General features: G+C 70.5%; 22 protein-coding genes and 1 tRNA gene. 16 read left to right on the top strand and 7 right to left on the bottom strand.

Features of this window, described 5'->3' with window-relative positions; translation table 11 throughout:
• The first annotated feature begins 33 nt into the window (after window positions 1-33).
• Window positions 34-774, top strand: a complete 741-nt coding sequence (gene rph, locus ACFQW6_RS01205) for a ribonuclease PH (protein WP_378540360.1) — start codon at window positions 34-36, stop codon at window positions 772-774.
• Window positions 771-1,400, top strand: a complete 630-nt coding sequence (gene rdgB, locus ACFQW6_RS01200; RefSeq protein WP_378540359.1) for an RdgB/HAM1 family non-canonical purine NTP pyrophosphatase — start codon at window positions 771-773, stop codon at window positions 1,398-1,400. Before rph ends, rdgB begins: the two co-directional genes overlap by 4 nt.
• Here the strand turns inward: rdgB and ACFQW6_RS01195 are convergent.
• From ACFQW6_RS01195 to bcp, 3 genes are all read right to left on the bottom strand, one after another.
• The gene (locus tag ACFQW6_RS01195) at window positions 1,389-2,264 is read right to left on the bottom strand and encodes a bile acid:sodium symporter family protein (RefSeq protein WP_378540358.1); all 876 of its coding nucleotides are present in this window, start codon (window positions 2,262-2,264) and stop codon (window positions 1,389-1,391) included. The two genes, rdgB and ACFQW6_RS01195, sit on opposite strands and share 12 nt — an antisense overlap.
• 64 nt (window positions 2,265-2,328) lie before the next feature.
• Window positions 2,329-2,402, bottom strand: a tRNA-Leu gene (locus ACFQW6_RS01190).
• A gap of 7 nt (window positions 2,403-2,409) precedes the next feature.
• Entirely contained in the window at window positions 2,410-2,880 is a 471-nt protein-coding gene (gene bcp, locus ACFQW6_RS01185) for a thioredoxin-dependent thiol peroxidase (RefSeq protein ID WP_378540357.1), read from the bottom strand.
• A 151-nt stretch (window positions 2,881-3,031) separates the two neighbouring features.
• Here bcp and ACFQW6_RS01180 point away from each other — a divergent pair, with 151 nt between their 5' ends.
• From ACFQW6_RS01180 to ACFQW6_RS01140, 9 genes are all read left to right on the top strand, one after another.
• Complete coding sequence (locus ACFQW6_RS01180; RefSeq protein ID WP_378540356.1) at window positions 3,032-3,721, top strand: energy-coupling factor ABC transporter permease; 690 nt, start codon at window positions 3,032-3,034, stop codon at window positions 3,719-3,721.
• Entirely contained in the window at window positions 3,718-4,080 is a 363-nt protein-coding gene (locus ACFQW6_RS01175) for a PDGLE domain-containing protein (protein ID WP_378540355.1), read from the top strand. The genes ACFQW6_RS01180 and ACFQW6_RS01175 overlap by 4 nt, the downstream gene beginning before the upstream one ends.
• Window positions 4,080-4,763, top strand: coding sequence for a cobalt ECF transporter T component CbiQ (cbiQ, locus tag ACFQW6_RS01170; protein WP_378540354.1), 684 nt, complete (start codon window positions 4,080-4,082; stop codon window positions 4,761-4,763). Before ACFQW6_RS01175 ends, cbiQ begins: the two co-directional genes overlap by 1 nt.
• Complete coding sequence (locus tag ACFQW6_RS01165) at window positions 4,760-5,515, top strand: energy-coupling factor ABC transporter ATP-binding protein (protein WP_378540353.1); 756 nt, start codon at window positions 4,760-4,762, stop codon at window positions 5,513-5,515. The genes cbiQ and ACFQW6_RS01165 overlap by 4 nt, the downstream gene beginning before the upstream one ends.
• Window positions 5,512-5,760, top strand: a complete 249-nt coding sequence (locus ACFQW6_RS01160) for a DUF3618 domain-containing protein (RefSeq protein ID WP_378540352.1) — start codon at window positions 5,512-5,514, stop codon at window positions 5,758-5,760. The genes ACFQW6_RS01165 and ACFQW6_RS01160 overlap by 4 nt, the downstream gene beginning before the upstream one ends.
• Before the next feature lie 59 nt (window positions 5,761-5,819).
• Window positions 5,820-6,119, top strand: a complete 300-nt coding sequence (locus ACFQW6_RS01155) for a co-chaperone GroES (RefSeq protein ID WP_300048541.1) — start codon at window positions 5,820-5,822, stop codon at window positions 6,117-6,119.
• A 34-nt stretch (window positions 6,120-6,153) separates the two neighbouring features.
• On the top strand, window positions 6,154-8,136 hold the full coding sequence (locus ACFQW6_RS01150; protein ID WP_378540351.1) for an NAD(P)-binding domain-containing protein: 1,983 nt from the start codon (window positions 6,154-6,156) through the stop codon (window positions 8,134-8,136).
• A gap of 85 nt (window positions 8,137-8,221) precedes the next feature.
• The gene (locus ACFQW6_RS01145; RefSeq protein WP_172261506.1) at window positions 8,222-8,365 is read left to right on the top strand and encodes a GPGG-motif small membrane protein; all 144 of its coding nucleotides are present in this window, start codon (window positions 8,222-8,224) and stop codon (window positions 8,363-8,365) included.
• A gap of 141 nt (window positions 8,366-8,506) precedes the next feature.
• Window positions 8,507-9,286 carry an SRPBCC family protein gene (locus tag ACFQW6_RS01140; protein ID WP_378540350.1) on the top strand — a complete coding sequence of 260 codons (780 nt, stop codon included), beginning with the start codon at window positions 8,507-8,509 and terminating at the stop codon, window positions 9,284-9,286.
• A 23-nt stretch (window positions 9,287-9,309) separates the two neighbouring features.
• Here the strand turns inward: ACFQW6_RS01140 and ACFQW6_RS01135 are convergent, their stop codons facing one another.
• The 3 genes from ACFQW6_RS01135 to ACFQW6_RS01125 all read right to left on the bottom strand — a co-directional run bounded on the left by ACFQW6_RS01135 (window position 9,310) and on the right by ACFQW6_RS01125 (window position 11,558).
• On the bottom strand, window positions 9,310-9,753 hold the full coding sequence (locus tag ACFQW6_RS01135; protein WP_378540349.1) for a hypothetical protein: 444 nt from the start codon (window positions 9,751-9,753) through the stop codon (window positions 9,310-9,312).
• A gap of 91 nt (window positions 9,754-9,844) precedes the next feature.
• Window positions 9,845-10,183 (bottom strand): hypothetical protein, encoded by a 339-nt coding sequence (locus tag ACFQW6_RS01130; protein WP_378540348.1) that lies wholly within the window; start codon window positions 10,181-10,183, stop codon window positions 9,845-9,847.
• Between the two features lie 22 nt (window positions 10,184-10,205).
• Complete coding sequence (locus tag ACFQW6_RS01125; protein WP_378540347.1) at window positions 10,206-11,558, bottom strand: carotenoid oxygenase family protein; 1,353 nt, start codon at window positions 11,556-11,558, stop codon at window positions 10,206-10,208.
• 276 nt (window positions 11,559-11,834) lie between these two features.
• Between ACFQW6_RS01125 and ACFQW6_RS01120 the strand changes: the two genes are divergently transcribed.
• The 5 genes from ACFQW6_RS01120 to ACFQW6_RS01100 all read left to right on the top strand — a co-directional run bounded on the left by ACFQW6_RS01120 (window position 11,835) and on the right by ACFQW6_RS01100 (window position 19,382).
• The gene (locus tag ACFQW6_RS01120; protein ID WP_378540346.1) at window positions 11,835-12,887 is read left to right on the top strand and encodes an alpha/beta fold hydrolase; all 1,053 of its coding nucleotides are present in this window, start codon (window positions 11,835-11,837) and stop codon (window positions 12,885-12,887) included.
• 240 nt (window positions 12,888-13,127) lie between these two features.
• On the top strand, window positions 13,128-14,084 hold the full coding sequence (locus ACFQW6_RS01115; RefSeq protein ID WP_378540345.1) for an alpha/beta fold hydrolase: 957 nt from the start codon (window positions 13,128-13,130) through the stop codon (window positions 14,082-14,084).
• Between the two features lie 50 nt (window positions 14,085-14,134).
• Window positions 14,135-14,890, top strand: a complete 756-nt coding sequence (locus ACFQW6_RS01110) for a hypothetical protein (RefSeq protein ID WP_378540344.1) — start codon at window positions 14,135-14,137, stop codon at window positions 14,888-14,890.
• 265 nt (window positions 14,891-15,155) lie between these two features.
• Window positions 15,156-17,936 carry an AAA family ATPase gene (locus ACFQW6_RS01105; protein ID WP_378540343.1) on the top strand — a complete coding sequence of 927 codons (2,781 nt, stop codon included), beginning with the start codon at window positions 15,156-15,158 and terminating at the stop codon, window positions 17,934-17,936.
• 87 nt (window positions 17,937-18,023) lie between these two features.
• Entirely contained in the window at window positions 18,024-19,382 is a 1,359-nt protein-coding gene (locus ACFQW6_RS01100; protein WP_378540342.1) for a cytochrome P450, read from the top strand.
• On the opposite strand, the gene ACFQW6_RS01095 is transcribed toward ACFQW6_RS01100, so the two are convergent.
• Complete coding sequence (locus tag ACFQW6_RS01095) at window positions 19,330-20,232, bottom strand: DUF6461 domain-containing protein (RefSeq protein ID WP_378540341.1); 903 nt, start codon at window positions 20,230-20,232, stop codon at window positions 19,330-19,332. The two genes, ACFQW6_RS01100 and ACFQW6_RS01095, sit on opposite strands and share 53 nt — an antisense overlap.
• Between the last annotated feature and the right edge of the window lie 5 nt (window positions 20,233-20,237).

Here is a 20,237-nt window from a genome sequence, read left to right as displayed (position 1 = left end):
GGACCCGGCTCAGCCACGTCTAGGGTCGTGCCCATGACTTCTGCCCCGACTCCGGCTCCTCGGGCCGACGGCCGTGCCGACGACGAGCTCCGCCCGATCACGATCACCCGCAACTGGCTCGACCACGCCGCCGGGTCGGTGCTGGTCGAGTTCGGCGGCACCCGGGTGCTCTGCGCCGCGTCCGCCTCCGAGGGCGTGCCGCGCTGGCGCAAGGGCTCCGGCCTGGGCTGGGTCACCGCCGAGTACGCGATGCTCCCCGCGGCGACCAACACGCGCTCGGACCGCGAGTCGGTGAAGGGCCGCATCGGCGGCCGCACCCACGAGATCTCCCGGCTGATCGGCCGCTCGCTGCGGGCGGTCATCGACTACCAGGCGCTCGGCGAGAACACGATCGTCCTCGACTGCGACGTCCTCCAGGCCGACGGCGGCACCCGCACCGCCGCGATCACCGGGGCGTACGTCGCCCTGGCCGACGCGGTCGCGCACCTGCGCTCCAACGGCGCGCTCACGGGCGAGCCGCTGACCGGGTCGGTCGCGGCGGTGAGCGTCGGCATCATCGATGGCGCGCCGCGGCTGGACCTGCCCTACGTCGAGGACGTGCGCGCCGAGACCGACATGAACGTCGTGATGACGGGCGACGGGAAGTTCGTCGAGGTGCAGGGCACCGCCGAGGGCGCGGCCTTCGACCGCGCCGAGCTCGACGCCCTGCTGGCCCTGGCCGAGAAGGGTTGCGCCGACCTGACCCGCCTGCAGCAGGAGGCGCTCGGCCGGTGAAGATCTTCCTCGCCTCGGGCAACGCCAAGAAGATCCTCGAGATGCAGCGCATCCTCGCCGAGCACGTGCCGGGCATCGAGGTGCTGGGCATCGCCGACGTGGAGGGCTACGTCGAGCCGGTCGAGGACCAGCCGAGCTTCGAGGGCAACGCCCTGCTCAAGGCCCGCGCCGGCGTGGCGGCCACCGGGCTGCCGTCGGTCGCGGACGACAGCGGGCTGTGCGTCGACGCGCTCAACGGCATGCCGGGCGTGCTGTCGGCCCGGTGGTCAGGCAGCTCCAAGGCTGTCGACGGTGGGCGCGACGCCCGTAACAACGAGCTGCTGCTCGACCAGCTCCACGACGTACCCGACGAGCGGCGCGGCGCGCACTTCGCGTGCGCCGTGGCCTGGGTGATGCCCGACGGTCGCGAGCGCGTCGTCGAGGGTCGGATGGACGGGCGCATCATCCGCGAGGTGCGCGGCACCGGCGGCTTCGGCTACGACGTGGTCTTCGTGGCGGCCGAGCACGACGCCGAGGACCTGACCTCGGCCGAGCTCGAGCCGGGGGAGAAGGACCGGATCTCGCACCGCGGGCGGGCGCTGCGCGCTCTCGCGCCGCAGGTCGCGGAAGACCTGTCAGGCGACTGACATGTCCTCGCGGGCGCCGACCTGCCTGCTGACCCACGCGCCCCACAGTGCGGCGAAGAGGAACATGACGAGCGAGTAGACGGCCGCCGGCACGGAGATCTCGACCTCGTCGAGCACCTCGACCGCGACGAAGATCGCGAGCGTGGCGTTGTGCACCCCGACCTCCATCGAGGAGGCGATGGCCTGGGGGCCGGTGACCCCGAACGCCTTGGGCACGTAGTAGCCGACGACGAGGCTGATCGCGCAGAAGAGAGCGGTGACGAGGCCGACGTCGGCGAGGTAGTCGCTGACGTTCTCGCGCTGGTCGAGCAGGATCCCCAGCACGAGGATGGCGAGGATCACCGCCGAGCCGATCCGTACCGGCTTGTCCATCCGCCGGGCGAAGCCGGGCGCGCGGGCGTTGACCAGCATGCCGACGCCGACGGGCAGCAGGATCAGCGCGAACACCTTGACGATCTCGACGAGCGGCATGGAGACGTCGTCCTGCCGGTCGTACCACGCGATGGCGAGGCCGGTGATGATCGGCAGCGTGACGACCGCGATGACGGTGTTGATGGCCGTCAGCGTGATGTTGAGGGCCACGTCCCCACGGAACAGGTGGCTGAACAGGTTGGCGGTCGTGCCGCCCGGCGACGCGGCGAGCAGCATCATCCCGATGCCGAGCAGGGCCGGGAGGTCGAAGAGCACGACCAGTCCGAAGCAGATTGCCGGCAGCAGCAGGATCTGGCAGGCGAGCGCGACGGCCACGGCCTTCGGCGCCCGGCCCACCCGCTTGAAGTCGGCGACCGTCAGGTCCAGGCCGAGCCCGAACATGATGATGGCGAGGGCGAGCGGCAGCCCGACGGTGGTCAGCGCGGAATCCATGCGCGGACCCTAGTGGTGACGGGCGTCACGTGGGGAGGAACTTGCGCAGACGTGTACTCCCGCGTGCGCCCGGTGAGAGTCGAACTCACACTGTCACGGACCTAAACCGTGTGCCTCTGCCTGTTGGGCTACGGGCGCTGGACGATCAGTCCAACCCTAGGTCCCTGCGCAGCTTGGCGACGTGGCCGGTGGCCTTGACGTTGTACTGGGCGCGCTCGACCTTGCCGTCCGGGTCGATCACGAAGGTCGACCGGATCACGCCCTCGACCTCCTTGCCGTAGAGCTTCTTCGTGCCGAAGGCGCCGTACGCCCGGTGCACCGCCAGGTCCTCGTCGGACAGCAGCGTGAGGGTGAGCGCGTCGCGCTCGCGGAACTTCGCGAGCTTGGCCGGCTTGTCCTTGGACACCCCGAGCACCTCGTAGCCCGCCCCGCGCAGCGAGTCGAGCGACTCGGAGAAGTCGCAGGCCTGCGTGGTGCAGCCGGGGGTCATCGCGGCCGGGTAGAAGTAGAGGATCACCTTCTTGCCGCGCAGGTCCGACAGCGAGACCTGCTCCTCGGTGTCGCTGGTCAGGGTGAAGTCGGGGGCGGCATCGCCGGCGGCGAGGCGGTCGGACATGGGGACTCCTGTACACGGTCGGTCCGGACGGGGGTCCGGTTGGTTGTTGCAAGACGATTGCAATAAGGTCGATGCGTGCCGGCCCGGCATCGGGGGATCCGTGCCGGCCACCAGACATCCAACCAGCCCCGCCCGAGCAGGGAGCGACCACGTGCACGTGCCCGACGGCTTCCTCGACGCCCCGACCTCGGTGGCGACGGGGGTGGTGGCGGCGACCGCGGTCGCCCTGTCGCTGCGCGGCGCGCGACGCGAGCTCGACGACCGCACGGCGCCGGCGGCGGGCCTGGTCGCGACGTTCGTCTTCGCCGCCCAGATGATCAACTTCCCCGTGGGGGCGGGCACCAGCGGACACCTGATGGGCGGCGCGCTCGCCGCCGTCCTCGTCGGACCGTGGACGGCCGTGCTGTGCCTGTCGGTGGTGCTCGCCGTCCAGGCCCTGCTGATGGCCGACGGGGGCATCACCGCGCTCGGCACCAACATCACCCTCATCGGCATCGTGACCGTCGTCGTGGGCTACGGGGTCTTCGTCGGTCTGCGCCGGGTGCTGCCCAAGCGGCTCGGCATGGTGGCCCCGGCGGCCGCGGTCGGCGCCCTGGTCAGCGTCCCGGTCGCGGCGTTGGTCTTCACCGTGCTCTTCGCGATCGGCGGCAACGTCCCGGTCGACCTGGGCGCCGTCCTGACCGCGATGCTCGGCTGGCACACCGTGATCGGCATCGGCGAGGCCGTCGTGACCGGCCTGGTCGTCGCGAGCGTGGTGGCCGCGCGGCCCGACCTCGTCCACGGCGCCCGCCCGCTCCTGGTCGAGCGCGAGCTCGAGCTCCGCACCGGAGTCGTGCGATGAGCACCCGCCGCTTCTTCGCGGTCGCCCTGGTCGTCAGCCTGCTCGTCGCCGGTGTCGCCAGCTACTACGCCAGCTCGCACCCCGACGGCCTGGAGCACGTCGCCGAGCAGACCGGCTTCATCGACTCCGCCGAGGACTCGGCGACCGCCGACAGCCCGCTGGCCGACTACCAGACCTCGGGGGTCGACGACGCCCGCGTCAGCGGCGGCCTGGCCGGGGTGATCGGCGTGGTCGTGATGCTCGTGCTGAGCACCGGCCTGTTCTGGCTCGTACGGCGCCGGGGGACCGACGACGCCGACCCGGACGAGTCCCACTCCGACGACGTCCACTCCGAGCCCGCCCGCCGGTCGGAGGCCTGATGGGGGCCGGGCACGGGCACCGGCTGCACTTCCACGGCCACAGCCCGGTGCACCGCGCGCCCGCGCACCTCAAGGTCCTCGCCCTGCTGGGGTTCATGCTGGTGGTCGTCGCGACCCCGCGGCAGGCGTACCCGGTCTTCGCCCTCTGGGCCGCCGTGCTGCTGGGCGTCGTCGTGCTGTCCCGCGTGCCGCTGCGCTACCTGCTGCCGCGGATGGTCGTGGAGGTGCCGTTCGTCGTCTTCGCGGCCCTGATGCCGTTCATCGCCCACGGACCGCGGACCGAGGTGCTGGGCGTGAGCGTCTCCGAGCCCGGCCTCGTCGCGGGCGTCGCGCTGCTCGTCAAGGGCACGATCGGCGTCCTCGCCTCGCTCACCCTCGCCGCCACCACCGAGCCGCAGGACCTGCTCCGCGGGCTGCAGCGGCTACGGACCCCCGACCTGGTCGTGCAGATCATGGGCTTCATGATCCGCTACCTCGACGTGGTCACCGCCGAGCTGGGCCGGATGATGACGGCACTCCGCTCGCGCGGCTGCGACCCGCGCTCGCCACGGCACTGGCCCGTGCTGGCCCGCTCGCTCGGTGCCTTGTTCATCCGGTCCTACGAGCGCGGCGAGCGCGTGCACCTCGCCATGCTGTCGCGGGGGTACGACGGCCGCCTGCCGCAGTCGGGGGACGCGCGATGACCACCCCCGTGCTCGACGTGCGCGGGCTCGCGTTCGCATACCCGGACGGGCACCAGGCGCTCTTCGGGGTCGACCTCCACGTCCACCGCGGGGAGCGGGTGGCGCTGCTCGGGCCCAACGGTGCCGGCAAGACGACCCTCGTGCTCCACCTCAACGGCATCCTCGCCGCCGGGCGGGGCTCCGTCACGGTCAGTGGCCTCCCGGTCGCCAAGGAGCACCTCAAGGAGATCCGTCGTCGCGTCGGGATCGTCTTCCAGGACCCCGACGACCAGCTCTTCCTCGGCACGGTCCGCCAGGACGTCGCCTTCGGCCCCGCCAACCTCGGCCTGAAGGGCGAGGCGCTCGACCGCCGCGTGATGGACGCGCTCGACCGGGTGGGGATGGCCGACTACGTCGACCGGCCGCCGCACCACCTGTCCTACGGCCAGCGCCGCCGGGTGGCGGTCGCCACCGTGCTGGCGATGGAGCCGGAGATCCTGGTGCTCGACGAGCCGTCGTCCAACCTCGACCCCGCCTCGCGCCGCGAGCTCGCCGACATCCTGCGCAGCCTCGACGTGACGGTGCTGATGGTCACCCACGACCTGCCCTACGCGCTGGAGCTGTGCCCGCGCAGCGTCGTGCTGAGCGAGGGGGTCGTGGTCGCCGACCGGCCGACCTTCGACGTCCTCACCGACGACGAGCTGATGTCCGCACACCGGCTGGAGCTGCCCTGGGGTTTCGACCCGCGACGGATTGATAGCCTTCCCCGGTGACCCAGGACATGAGCGCGCTCGAGCGCGAGATCGAGGAGACGCGTGAGCGGCTCGCCTCGACGATCGACCAGCTCGCCTACCGCGCCCACCCCAAGACGATCGTCGGCCGGCAGGTGACGACCCTGAAGTCCCACTTCGTCGAGCTCGACACGGGCGCCCCCCGCACCGACAACATCCTCAAGGTGGCCGGTGCCGTCGTCGGGGTCATCGTCCTGTTCGCCGTCGTCCGCAAGGTCGCGAGCTGAGCGTGTCCTCCAGCAGCAGGGCGACCGGGGGCAGCGACCCCGGGTCCGCCCCGATCAAGATGCTGCACGACCGCGTGCTCGTCGAGGTCGACCAGGAGGCCGGCGAGCGTCGTTCCAGCGGCGGCATCGTCATCCCCGCCACCGCGGCGATGGGCGCGCGCCGCCTCGCCTGGTCACGGGTGATCGCGGTCGGCCCGCACGCCCGTGCGGTCGAGGTCGGCGACCGGGTCCTCTTCGATCCCGAGGACAAGGCCGAGGTCGAGGTCCACGGCGAGGTCTACGTCGTCATGCGCGAGCGCGACGTCCACGCGGTCGCCGCCGAGCGGCTCGAGGGCGGCTCCACCGGTCTCTACCTCTGATCCCGCCTTCGGGGGGCAGCCCTAGGCTTCGGCCATGGCCTACCTCGTCAAGCAGTCCCACCGCGCGCCGGCGGTGACCTCCCCGGTGCCCGTCGACGAGTCGCTGCCGCGCGCCTGCGTCATCGGCGCCGGGTCCGCGGGCATCGCGGCGGCCAAGCAGCTCTACCTGGCCGGGATCCCGTTCGACTGCTTCGAGCAGGGCAGCGACATCGGCGGGACGTGGGTCCTCGACAACTCCAACGGCCAGTCGGCCTGCTACGACACCCTCGAGATCAACACGTCGTGCCCGCGGATGGCGTTCTCCGACTTCCCGATGCCCGCGGACTACCCGCCCTACGCGCGCCACGACCAGGTGCGCGCCTACTTCGAGCAGTACGTCGACCACTTCGGCTTCCGCCACACCATCACCTTCGACACGACGGTGGAGGACGTCTCCCGGTCGGCCGGCGGCCGCTGGGACGTGCGCGTCACCGGGCCCGACGGCACCGAGACCCGCACCTACGACGCCGTGCTGGTCGCCAACGGCCACCACTGGGACCCGCGCTGGCCCGAGCCGGCCTACCCCGGCACCTTCGCCGGCGAGCAGATCCACGCCCACGACTACCGCTCCGGTGACCAGCTCGCCGGACACGACGTCGTGGTGGTCGGCGCCGGCAACTCGGCGATGGACATCGCGGTCGAGTCGTCCTACGTGGCGCGTACGACGACGTGGTCCGTGCGCCGCACCGAGTGGGTGCTGCGCAAGTTCCTCCTCGGCAAGCCGAGCGACCAGGTGGCCCTGCCGGGCTGGCTGCCGTGGTGGGTGACCGCCGCGCGGCTGCGCATCGGGGCGACGTACGCCGGCAGCATGACGAAGTACGGCCTGCCGGCGCCCACCCACAAGCCCGGGCAGTCGCACCCTGTGCAGTCCGACAAGATCCGTGAGCGCCTCGACGCCGGCGCGGTGACGGCGCGGCCCGGCATCGAGCGGCTCGACGGCGACCGCGTCGTCTTCGTCGACGGCACCACGGCCCCGGCGGACCTCATCGTGTGGGCCACCGGCTACCGCGTGACCTTCCCGTTCTTCAAGCCCGAGCTGGTGTCGGCGCAGGACAACGAGCTGCCGCTGTGGAAGCGCACCGTGCACCCGGACCTCCCCGGCCTCTACTTCATCGGCCTCGTGCAGGCCATCGGTGCGGTGATGCCGATCGCCGAGGCGCAGTCGGCGTGGATCGCCGAGACGCTCGCCGGTCGCTACCTGCCACCTGCGGACGACGTAGTACGACGCCAGATGGAGGGTGAGCACCGCCGGGACAAGAAGCAGTTCTACGCCTCGCCGCGGCACACCATGGAGGTCGACTTCGACCACTACCTGTGGGACCTCGATCGCGAGCGCAGGGCTGGTCGGGAGCGGGCGGCGACGCGCACGCCGTCGTCCGCGTCCGTGCCGGCCCCGGTGTCCGGCGGCGCGGGAGCACGACGCACGCTCGCCCGCCTCCTCCTCGGCGCGGCTCGGTGGAGGGCCGTCGGCGAGGTGCCGCAGCGCGGCGTGCTGGTCGGCGCACCCCACACCTCCAACTGGGACTGGGTGCTGACCATGCTCCTGGCGTGGCGCTACGGCATCACGATCCGGCTGCTGGTGAAGAAGGAGCTCTTCGTGGGACCGCTCGGCTGGCTGCTGCGGCGCACGGGCGCCGTCGAGCTGGACCGCAAGAACCCCGCGGCGACCATCAAGGACCTGCTGGCGGAGGCCGAGGGCGGCGACTCCTGGCTGCTCGGGATCGCGGCCGAGGGCACGCGATCGCGCAGCGACTACTGGAAGTCCGGCTTCTACCGGATCGCCCAGCAGACCGGCCTCCCGATCACCCTCGCCTTCCTCGACGTGCCCTCGCGGACCGTCGGCTGGGGCCCCACCTTCCACCCGACGGGCGACGTGAGCGCCGACATGGACGTCCTGCGCGACTTCTACGCCGACAAGACCGGCTTCAACCCCGAGGACTTCACGCCCCCGCGGCTGCGCGAGGAGGACCGGGCCTGAGGCTCGACACGCCCATCGGGGTGTGCGCGTTACCGTTGTGCAACCGTGAAGGCTAGGTTGAGGGTTCAATTGAAGGGAGCATGCAATGGCATTACTGCTGTGGATCCTTGCCGTCATCCTCGTGGTGTCCGGCATCGTCTCGTTGATCAGGGGTCAGATGCTCTGGGGCATCGTGCTCATCATCGTCGGGCTGCTGGTCGGCCCTGGCGGAGTCAGCCTGTTCACGTAGCCAACCCCTGCGGGAGAACGTCGAAGGGCCGGTCCTCTGGACCGGCCCTTCGCTTCTGCACGCCATGGATCGATTCCTCGTCTGCGGGTACCGAGAAGCCCTGTCGACGCGGTGCATCAGGGCGCCGCACCAGGAGGAGACATGACCACGAAGGTGCAGAAGAGCATCACCGTCGACGTACCGGTGAGCATGGCGTACAACCAGTGGACCCAGTTCGAGGAGTTCCCCCAGTTCATGGGCGGGGTCCAGAAGGTCGAGCAGCTCAACGACCGGCGTCTCCACTGGGTCGCTGAGATCGCCGGGGTGAAGCGCGAGTGGTACGCCGAGATCCTCGAGCAGCGCCAGGACGAGAAGGTCGCCTGGGCCGCCAGTGAGGGAGCCACGAATGCGGGCGCGGTGACATTTGCACCGAACGGCGCCGGCCGGACGCTCGTCACGCTCGACCTCGAGTACGAGCCCGAGGGCCTGGTCGAGAAGGCGGGCGACGCCCTCAACATCATCGAGCGGCAGGCGAAGTCCGACCTCGAGAAGTTCAAGTCCTTCATCGAGTCCCGAAGCCACGAGACGGGCGCCTGGCGGGGCGAGGTCGCGGGTCAGGCCGGCACCCCCGGTGTCGAGGCAGCCGCCTCCTCCGAGGGCGACAGCGGGAAGGCTGGCATCTCCGCCAAGGCCGCGGCGGCCGGCGCTGCCGCCGTGGCGGGAGCCGCAGCGGTGGCGGCCAAGAAGAGCGGCTCGTCGGAAGGGTCGGAGGCGGAGGAGGCCGTCATCGTGACCCCGCCGGTGGAGCCCGACGAGGTCGACGTCGTCGTCCTGGACGACGCCCCTCGGGCGGCCACGGATCCCGTGGTGGTGGATGACACCACGGGGCTCGACGACCCCGCTTCCGACGTGACAGGCGACAATCCCCGCGACCTCCGCTGAGCGCGGCGAGGCGGGTGGAGCGGTCACGACCCCGGCGCATACCGTCCGTACGTCGCTCCGAGCTGCCACGGCTGCGGACCGTCTGTCGGCGTGCCCGCTCGGCTGAGGACGAGCCGAAGGACCTCCGCGAGGTCAGGGTCGTGCCAACGCTCCCGGTCGCTGAGGTCGAGTACCCCGGGCAGCGCCCCGCCGCGCCGGTGCCGGCGCGCAGCCGGCCGAGGACGCCCCTCGAGCTGCTCGATCACTCCCAGCACCAGGTGCGCGTCCGCGAGGGGAGCCCCTGGCCACAAGAGGTCCATGACTTGCGGCGCTGCGCGGAGCTGAGCAAACCGCGGAGAGAGGTCGGCCACCGTGGCGGGCGCCAGCGCCAACGCCGCGCCCCACAAGTCGTCCTCGCCGTACCACCAGAGAACGCGCGCCAGGGACAGCGGAGAGGTGATGACGTGCTTGATCGCGTACGGACGCACGTGGTCATCATGCGCGTGGCTTGCTGCGTGTGGCACCGCCTGCCGCCTGATCCGCCTGCATCAGGCTGCTGGTGGGAGTGCAGGGCTTCCGCTACCGCTTCCTTCGACCGAACATCCGGCCCAACCGGTCGGCCATCGATCGTGGCGGCTTGATGTCGATCAGGTTCGATCCGTCGGGAAGCGGGAGGTTCGCCGCCAGCTCCCTGGAGAGTGTCGTGAGGACATGTGTGGTGTAGATCGAGGCGATCTGGTCCGCGTCGACGAACCGTGCACCTACGTCTGTGTGGACGACGATGCCGTCGAACACCGAGACCTTCTCATCGACCAGCACGGCTTGGACGGTGGCGAAGTGATGGCCGTCGCTCGTCTGCACCGGCGTACCCGGCTGCAGTGCGGTGTAGGCGATGGGGTGGCCGGGCGCATCAGGCATGCTGAAACCCTACGGCCGTCGCTCAGGCGAGGGCGGAGTCCGGGATCCAGTTCCCGTGGAATCCCTGCGGGACCCGGGCTGGCAGATGGACCGTGGCCACCGGATGTCCGAAGTCGTGGGCATCGATGATCACCAGGTCGCTGGCGTCGCGCGCGGCGTCGTACACGTAGCCCATGAGCCAACCGTCGTCCTCGCCGGCCGCGCCGCCGGCCGGGACGAACACCATCTCGCTGGCGATGCGGCCGGGGCCGAGGTCCACCTCGACGGTGGTGCCGCCGAGGAGGTCGTGCTTGCGCACACCTGTGCGAGGGTCATCGCCCAGGGCGCCCAGGTCGCGCACCGAGGACGCGCCGATCGTGTAGCCGTAGCGGTGGCGGCGGCCAGTGAGTCGTTCGTCCCCGCGCGGGAACTCCGTGCCGCGATCGTCGACGGTCTCGGTGAGGACCTTGCGTGCCCGCGGGTCGATCGTCCAGCGCTCCAGACGGGGGCGGTCGGACAAGGGCTCGCGGTCCTCGGCGAAGGCATGGTCGTGCACCACCAGGTCGATGACCACCCGGTCACCGTCGTCGAAGGCGTTGAGGGGGTGGTAGACGAAGCACGGCTCGACGTCGATCCACACGACCTCGGACGCGGTGCCGGCCCGGGGCAGGACCCCGACCCGGGCCCCGTTCTCGGGGCGCCAGCGGAAGGGCAGCGAGACGCCTTGGAGGGCGAGGTCCAGGTCGAAGAGCACCGGGAGGTCGAAGAGCACGACGCGGGAGGCGGTCAGGCCCATGTCGTGGAGCATGACCGGGGCCGGAAGGCCGATGTCGACAGTGCTGGTGAGCTCCCCGGACGGGTCGATCACGTGATAGCGCAACGCGGGGTCGTCGAAGCCGTAGCTCATCACGTGCATCTCACCGGTGTCCGGGTCGACCTTGGGGTGGGCGTTGATGCCGGCAGGGAGAGGGCCGCCGAAGTTGCGCGTGGCGACCGTGTCGAGGTCGCACGTCAGCTCGTAGGGCAGCGACCCCTCGGTCACGGCCAGGATCCGGCCGCCGTGGGCGAACACGTTGGTGTTGCCCGAGCCGGGATACCACCCGCCGTCCTCGTGGGGCACGGGGGACTCGTCGAGGTGCGCGCTGGCCTCCGGGCTGCGCACCCAGCGGTTGCGGTACCAGCGTGGCCGGCCGCCGTGCAGGTCGACGCCGTGCACCATCCCGTCGCCCGCGAACCAGTGGTAGGTGTCGGCCTGCGCTGCGAACGGGTTGGGACCGGTGCGGATGTACCTGCCCGCCAGCTCCGGCGGCACCGCGCCCGTGACCTCGAGGTCCGTCGCCGTCACCTCGGTGGCCACCGGCGCGAAGTTGCCGTCGAGGTACGTCGCTGCAGTCATCGTGTGCTCCCTGGCATCAGGCCGCCGAGCCGGCCCCACCAATAGACACCCTCGCCCGGTACGCGTCAATCCGTGTGACGTGACCACGTCACGGACGCTGGACCTGACGTCCTGCCCGTGGGCGGACCGGTGGAATCACGGGCGCGAAGCAGATGAGGGGGGACGAGGGTTCCTATTCCTCACCAGATCACGCTGGTGCGCCTTTCGAAGGAGACCCAGATGAACCATTCCTGGAAGTCACAGCATCGGGCACGACGGCTCGTTGGGGTTGCCGGCGTGGCCGCAACCGCCTTCGCCGGTCTGGCAGTGCTCGCCAGCTCGACCCTTTCAGCCAACAGCGCGACGCCCGTCTCATCGTCGGCTCACGGCAAGAGGCCCTCCAACATCGGTGTGGTCTCGACGGCGCCGGACCTGCCGCCAGGATTCACCTCCACCTTCAAGAGCCGGTTCGTCGACGCGAACGGCATCCGTCAGCACGCCGTGGTCGGCGGCGACGGTCCACCGCTCCTGCTCGTCCACGGGTGGCCGGAGAACTGGTACGCCTGGCGGCACGTGATGCCACAGCTCGCGGAGGACTACACCGTCATCGCCGTCGATCAGCGCGGCATCGGCCGGACGGAGAGGACGGAGGACGGGTACGACGCGGGAACCCTCGCCGACGACATGGCTGCCCTGATGACCGAGCTGGGTCATGAGCGATTCGCCGTGGTCGGTCACGACACGGGTGCCGTCGTCTCCTACGCGCTGGCCGCCGACCACCGCGACCGTGTCGAGCGGCTCGCATTCGCCGAGATCCCCGGCCCCCCGGGAGTCGGCAGCCTGGATGAGCCCCCGGCACCCCCGATGTTCGTGCCCGAGCAGGTCAACAACAAGCTGTGGCACATCCCGTTCAACCGCGTTGACGACGACCTGATCCTCGACATGGTCAGCAGCAACGCCGACGCCTACTACCGGTACGAGTACGCGATCCAGGGCGGCGAGACGACCTTGCCCGAATCGGCCATCAGGTACTACATCAAGCTGTACACCCGGGACCGGGACGTGCTGCGAGCGAGCTTCGGGCTGTACCGGGCCTGGGACGAGACCCTGACCCAGAACCGTGCGGTGCGCCAAGCCACCAAGCTGACAATCCCCGTCGTCGGGATCGGCGGAGTGGACAGCTGGGGCGAGCTCGTCGGACACGGCATGGAGCTCACCGCCACCGACGTGACGACAGCCGTCGTCCCCGGCGGCCACTGGGTCGCCGAGCAGGCGCCGGTGCAGCTGCTCGAGGTCCTCTCGGAGTTCCTCGCTCCCTACCACGCCGCGGCAGAGCGCGAGATGAACTGAAGGCATCAGCGGATTCGCTGCCTTGCTGAAGGGACCGGCCTGTTCACCAGCCGTCGGTCCCTTCAGTGCGTTCGATCAGTCCCATCCGTGCGTCCACGCGATCGACCGCAGCCGGCGGGCACGCCCGGTGTCGGACCAGTGGGCTCCCGGGCGCGAACGGGCGCGGCTGAGAGCCACAGTTCACATCACGACACCGCACCGGTGCCGACCTCTTCGTAGGTCCTCAGAAAGGAAACTCCCATGGACGCATCGCCGCCGTATGCGGAATCAACGGCCCCCGGATCCGTCTCCCGGGCTCCGGATCTTCCGGACGGGTTCACCACGACCTTCACGAGTCATCTGATCGAGGCCAACGGCATCCGCCAGCACGCGGTCGTCGGTGGCGCCGGACCTGCGGTGCTCCTGGTGCACGGCTGGCCGGAGAACTGGTACGCCTGGCGGCACCTGATGCCGGAGCTCGCCGAGCGGTACACGGTGGTTGCCGTCGATCAGCGCGGCATGGGGCTGAGCGACAAGCCCGCGGACGGGTACGACTCCGAGACACTCGCCAGCGACCTGGCAGCGTTGATGCTCGAGCTGGGCCACGACCGATTCGCGGTCGTCGGCCACGACACCGGCCTGGTGATCAGCTATGCCCTCGCCGCGGACTACCCCGACCGGGTCGACCGGGTAGCGCTCGCCGAGGTCCCGGGACCGCCGACGCCTGACCACTCACCACCCCTGTTCGCACCACGAGACATCAACAACAAGCTCTGGCACATCGCCTTCAATCGCGCAGGCCCCATCGCCGAGAAGCTCGTCCTGGGCCGCGAGGAGCTCTTCTTCGGCTACGAGTTCGCGATCCAGGGTGGCCAGGTCCCGGATGCGGCGATCGACTACTACGTCGGCGTGCTCTCCACCCCGGGAGTTCTCTCGGGCAGCTTCGGGTTCTACCGATCCTGGGACGAGACCATGGCCCAGAACGCAGAACGAGGCGCCCGCAAGCTGACGATGCCCGTCCTTGGCATCGGGGGAGAGGCGAGCTGGGGCGGGGCGGTCGGTGGTGCGCTGTCGGCGATCGCCGAAGATGTCGAGACCGTCGTCGTTCCCGGGACGGGCCACTGGGTGGCGGAGGCGGCACCGGACGCCTTGCTCACGGCGCTGAGTGCGTTCCTCGCGCCGTTCGGGGCACGCACCGAGTCCCGCGTGGGGGGTTAGCCAGCCGGTCCTCCCGAAACAGCACATTCCCTGGAGAAGGAGGGAACGAGATGGAGCTGCTGTTGTTCATCCCGATCCTGGCAGCGATCGGAATCCTGGCCCTCGTCGTCCGACGACGGAGCAAGCGTCGCGAGACCGCTCAGCGCGAACAAGCTCTGAGCTCCGTTCGTGGATTGGCCTTCGAGGACGTCACCGCGTTCGGCGTGGACCTCGCCGGCCTGGACTCCGAGATCAGCGGCCACGAGCTGGACGCCGGCGGCATCGCCGACTACCAGCGGGCGCTCGACGCGTACGAGGCAGCCAAGATCGCCAGCGAGGCGCTGCTGGGTCCTGACGACATCCAGGGTCTCGCCGAGACCATCGAGGATGGTCGCTATGCCATCGCCTGCGTTCGAGCTCGCGTGTCCCAGAGCCCTCTGCCGGCCAGGCGACCGCCGTGCTTCTTCGACCCACGGCATGGGATCTCGGTCACCGACGTGCCCTACACGCCGGCAGGCGGCAGCGAACGCCAGGTGCCTGCCTGCGCACTGGACACCCAGCGGATCCGCGCGGGCGCCGAGCCCGACATCCGCAAGGTGCCGGTCGGAGCATCCCGGGTTCCCTACTGGGACGGTGGCCCTGCGTACGCGCCGTACGCCGCCGGCTACTTCGGTGTCGACGCGCTGACGTGGCTGTTCCTGGGCAGCTTCGCCCTCACTGATCTCGAAGGAGGCGGCGACCCGGAGGGCGAGCTCGCCGAGAGCAACACCAGCGGCGCGGACGGCCATGGAGACGACGGTGGCTTCTTCGACGGCTCGGACTTCTGACAGTCGGCACGTCCCGCCGTGAGACAGCGACTGGCCCCTGAGGTCAGCTCGCACTGGCAGCGCCACGATGGGCCCGTCCGTGCCGATGTCGGCTCGTTCGTCCGCCCATGTCCCGTACCTCATCGGGGCCATGTCGTGAGGCTTGCAAGACGCTACTCTGAACGCGGAGCCGTCGATCATCCCACCCTCACCGACGATCTGCGTGCCTGGACGGCCTCTGCCCTGGCAGACGGCGCTGCCGGTGTAATGGCAGCAAGGGACAGCGATGTCACTGCGGCAGGAGCCTGTGCCACTGCATGGCCGCACGAGCGAGTGCGAGGCGCTCGACATGTACGTCGAGGTGGCTCGCGCCGGCGACAGTCAGACAGTGGTTCTTCGGGGGGAAGCCGGGATCGGCAAGACAGCCCTGCTCGAGTACGTAGCGGGCAGGAGCGAGGAGTGCTGGGTCCTGAGGGCAGTCGGGATCGAGTCGGAGATGGAGCTCCCGTTCGCCGCGGTCCATCAGCTCTGCCAGCCGCTCCTCGAAGGTCTGGAGCACCTGCCACTACCCCAGCGAGAGGCCCTCGAGACGGCGTTCGGGCTCAGTCCCGGAGAGCCGCCCGACCGCTTCTTCGTGGGTCTGGCCCTGCTCGGTCTGCTCTCTGCACAGGCCGAAGGGCGCCCAGTCGTGTGCCTCGTCGACGACGCCCAGTGGCTGGATCGGGCTTCGGCCCAGGCGTTGTCCTTCGTCGCGCGACGCCTCCACGCCGAGTCCGTCGCCATCGTCCTGGCCGAGCGCGACGGTGACGCCCCGAGCGAGTTCGAGGGGCTGCCCGAGGTGCGCCTCACAGGACTGTCGGAGGACGACGCGGCCGTGCTGGTCGCGTCAGCGACCATCGGGCCGCTCGACAGGTCGGTGAGGCGGCGGATCATCGCCGAGGCAAACGGAAACCCGCTCGCCCTTCTCGAGCTTCCGCGCGCGCAGACCTCGGCAGCTCTGGCAGGCGGCTACTCGGTCGCTGCCAGGCTGCCGCTGCCCAGCCGGATCGAAGCGAGCTACCGGGGCCGGATCCGCCTGCTTCCTGTCGACACGCAACACGTCCTGCTGCTGGCGTCAGCAGATCCGGTTGGCGATCCGGTCCTCTTCTGGCGCGCTGCCGCCCTCCTCGGCATCCCGGTTGAAGCGGCGGCCGCGGCCGAGGCGGCTGACCTGCTCGAGATCGACGGACGTGTGGGGTTCCGACACCCACTTCTGCGTTCGGCGATCTACCGGGCCGCGACGCCGGCGGAGCGGCGATCGGCGCACCGTGCGTTGGCCGCTGCCACGGATCCCGAGATCGATCCTGATCGTCGTGCCTGGCATCGCGCCCAGGCTGTGCTGGGCCCCGACGAGGACGTGGCTGCCGAGCTCGAACGCAGGGCAGGTCGGGCCCAGGATCGCGGTGGATTTGCTGCGGCGGCAGCGTTCCTCCAGCGGGCAGTCGTGCTGACCCAGGAACCAGCGCGGAGGGCTGATCGTGCCATGGCGGCGGCTCAGGCGAGCCTGCAAGCCGGTGAGTTCGACGCGGCGCTCCGGTTGGTCGGCACAGCGGAGGCTTGGCCCCTTGACGACCTCGGTCGCGCCCGCGTGAACCGGCTACGTGCCGAGGTGGCGTTCGCCCTGGACCGCGGCGGCGAGGCGCCCCTGCTGCTACGTCAGGCCGCTCACAGTCTCGAGACCCACGACGCGCGCCTTTCGCGCGACACCTATCTCGATGCCTGGGCTGCCGCGCTCTTCGCCGGCCGCATGGCTCACGAGGGAGGGAGTCTCGCCGATGTCTCCCACGCCGTCGCGAGTGCGCCCGACGTTGCAGGTCCACGACTCCCGCGGGACCTGCTCCTCGAAGGCTTGGCGAGGGTGTTCACCGACGGACGGCCCGCCGCTGTTCCAGCCTTGCATCTCGCAGTGGCGGCCTTTGCAGATCCCGCCGTCGGCCAGGAGGACGTGCTGAGGTGGGGCTGGTTGGCATCACGAGCGGCACTCTTCGTCTGGGACTACGACAGAGCGCTCGCCATCAGCACGGCAGCAGTGCGACTCGCCCGGGACGCCGGGGCCCTCGAGGCGCTCGCCGTGGTGGACAACGCGTGCGGCCAGACAGCCGCCGCCGGCGGCGACTTCGCGACCGCGTCGATGCTGGCAGCGGAGGTGGACACGCTCAAGGAGGCAACGCGCACCCGTATTGCGCCCCACGCCGCGCTCGCGTTGAGCGGCCTGCGAGGCCAGGAGGATCGGACCGCCGAGCTGGTCGACGGCGTCATGACCCACGCCACCGTGCATGGCCAGGGAACTGCTGTGCAGTACGCGAACTGGGCGAACGCCGTGCTCCTGAACGGCCTCGGACGCTACGACGAGGCGCTGCGCGCTGCCGTGTCGGCGACCGAGCAGGGACCGAGGCTGCACATCGCGTCGTGGGCATGGCCCGAGCTCATCGAGGCCGCCACACGGACGGGTGAACCCGCGCTGGCACGCGACGCGCTCGACCGGCTCGGCGAACACATCGACGGCTGCAGCTCCGACTGGGCGCTCGGACTGCACGCCAGGTCCTGCGCGCTGCTCAGCGACGACGAACCAGCCGAGCTGCTCTATCGCGAGGCAGTCGATCGCCTGGGCCGGACGCAACTTCGGCCTGAGCTCGCGCGTGCTCATCTGCTCTACGGCGAATGGCTCCGACGTCGAGGACTGCGCGTGGACGCCCGGGCGGAGCTCCGCACCGCGCAGGAGTCGTTCGCCGCGATGGGGATGGAGGCCTTCGCCGACCGTGCAGGTCGCGAGCTCGTCGCCACCGGTGAGAAGGTGCGCAGCCGCACCCTCGACAGCCAGCCCGTCCTGACGCCGCAAGAGGCTCAGATCGCCCAGCTCGCGAACGACGGCCTCACCAACCCCGAGATCGGAGCACGACTGTTCCTCAGCGCGCGGACGGTCGAGTGGCACCTCGGCAAGGTCTTCGCAAAGCTCGACGTGAGGTCGCGCCGAGGATTGAGCACCGCGCTCACCAAGGCCGGGTTGGCGGCCGTACCAGCTTCCTGACCTGAGGCGCGACGTCGACGCTCCGCTGAGTGCCGATCACTCGACCATGGTCTGGTGTCGCGGTGACCGTGGTGCCACCATGGTGTGGTGGCATCGGCAGGTGCTGGCACCACCCCGCTTCCGCCCAAGGTCGCCAGCCTCGGCCTGCGCGAGCGGCTGGATGCCTTGCGCAACTTCCACACCGGCGCGGCACTCCTGCGCGACCACGGTGGCCCGGTCGTACGCGTGCCGATCGGGCCGCGGGGGCTGACTCCCCAGTTCGTCATCGTCACCTCGCCCGCCGGTGCCCACGACGTACTGGCCGGCTTCGACGGGGCGCTCGACAAGGGCGTCCGAGTCCACGAGGAGACCAAGCACCTCGGCTTGAACATCTTCAACCTCCCACACGAGGCCTGGAAGCCGCGCCGGCGGGCGCTGCAGCCGCTGTTCACCAAGAGGCACGTCCGTGAGTTCGCCGTCCACATGTCGACGGAGGCCCAGGTGGCTGCCGAACGCGCCATCGACGCCGGACGGGTCGAGCTCGATCCGTTCACCCGGCGGCTGACGCTGCAGGTGCTCGGCCGGTCAGTTCTCGGACAGGACCTCGGCGCCCGGGCCGAGGCCATGGCCGGTGACTTCGCCACGCTGCTCGAGTACTTCACCGATCGCGGGACCTCACCGGTCCGGGTCCCGGCGAGGCTGCCCACGCCCGGGAACCGTCGCTTCGCCCGAGCCAGGGAGCGCTTCTTCGCCGTCATCGACGACGCCGTCGACCAGTGTCGACGCGACCCGGACCACCCCGCGGAGCTGATCCGTCTGCTGCTCGACGCGCGGGACCCTGAGACCGGTCAGGCGCTCACCGACGAGGACATCCGGGGAGAGCTCTCCGCGTTCCTGATCGCCGGACACGACACCACCGCAACGACCCTGTGCTACAGCCTCTGGGCGCTTGGCCGGGATCCATCGCTGCAGGACCGCGTCGCCGCCGAAGCCACCGCGCTCGGACAGCGGCGTCTCGACGCCGGCGACGTCTCCTCGCTCGAGCTCACGACCCGCGTGATCCACGAGTCGTTGCGTCTGTGTCCCCCGGCCGCCGCTGTGGGGCGACTGGCCGTGCGCGACGTGACTGTCGACGGCTGGCGGGTGCCTGCCGGAACCAACGTCATCGTGGGCATCATGGCGCTGCACACCGACCCTGTGCTGTGGTCCGACCCGGAGCGATTCGACCCCGACCGGTTCCTCCCCGAGTTCTCCCACACCCGCGACCGTTGGCAGTACCTCCCCTTCGGTGCCGGTCCCCGCTCCTGCATCGGCGACCACTTCGCGATGCTCGAAGCAACCCTCGGCCTGGCCACCATCGTCCGAGCGGTGCGAATCGAGTCCCTGGAGGCACGATTCCCTCTGGCCGTCCCGTTCACGATGACGGCGAGCGGACCGATCCCGGCGATGGTGACCGCCCGCTCGTGAGCACCAGACCGAGGTGCGGCCCGCACGGCCAGCTCGGGGCCTCACGGTGACCGTCGGGGTGGGCGTCAGTAGTCCTCCGCAACGGCCCACGGCACCGGCACGGCGTACCACTCGTCGACGTCCTGCACGGCGGGGTGGCGCGCACGCCGGTGACCTTCTCGCTCATCGCCTGGGCGACCGCGGACCAGCTGGCGAGCTCGGCCATCGGGCTCGCCGGATCAGACCACGCGAGCCTGGCGAGGTCGCGCACCTCCGCGGGGATCTCGTCGAGGCTGTCGACGAACGCGTACTCGAAGGCGTCGAAGACGATCTGGCCGTCACGCGCGTAGCCGAAGCGCGTCATCGCCTCGATGTTGTCCGTCGCCACGGCGCTGACCGCGCCACCCTCGGACAGCGCCGCGAGCAGTCGCTTCGGTGGGTCGGCGAAGCCGGTGTCCTCCCACGCGACCACACCGTCGCCCACCTGCAGGAAGGCGTACGCCGACGTGGTGAAGTCCGTCGCGGCGTCTTGGTCAGCCGCAGTCACGGGCTGCGCGCCGGGGCCGAGCAGGCGCTCCTTGGCCTCGGTCACGGTCAAGGGGGCGGCGACGATCCAGGTGCCCTCCTCGCCGTTGGCGTGCAGGTAGTGGTCGACGAGCGCTCTGTCTTCGGGCGAGAGCGAAGCCAGGTTGGCGTCGAGCTCGGTCCGGTCGAGCTCGGGCGGCTCGTAGGGCGGTGTCGGCGTCTCGGGCGGGGTCGGCTCCTGGGCGACGCCGGGGGAGTCCTGGTCGCCGCAGGCAGCCACGCCGAGCACGCCGAGCACGCCGAGCAGCACCACCACGGCGTACCCGCGCCGTCCCCCTGAACGCATGGCCA

The sequence above is a fragment of the Nocardioides sp. GCM10028917 genome (assembly GCF_042666175.1).
Classification (GTDB): Bacteria; Actinomycetota; Actinomycetes; order Propionibacteriales; family Nocardioidaceae; genus Nocardioides.
This window is presented reverse-complemented; position numbering and strand designations above follow the sequence as displayed.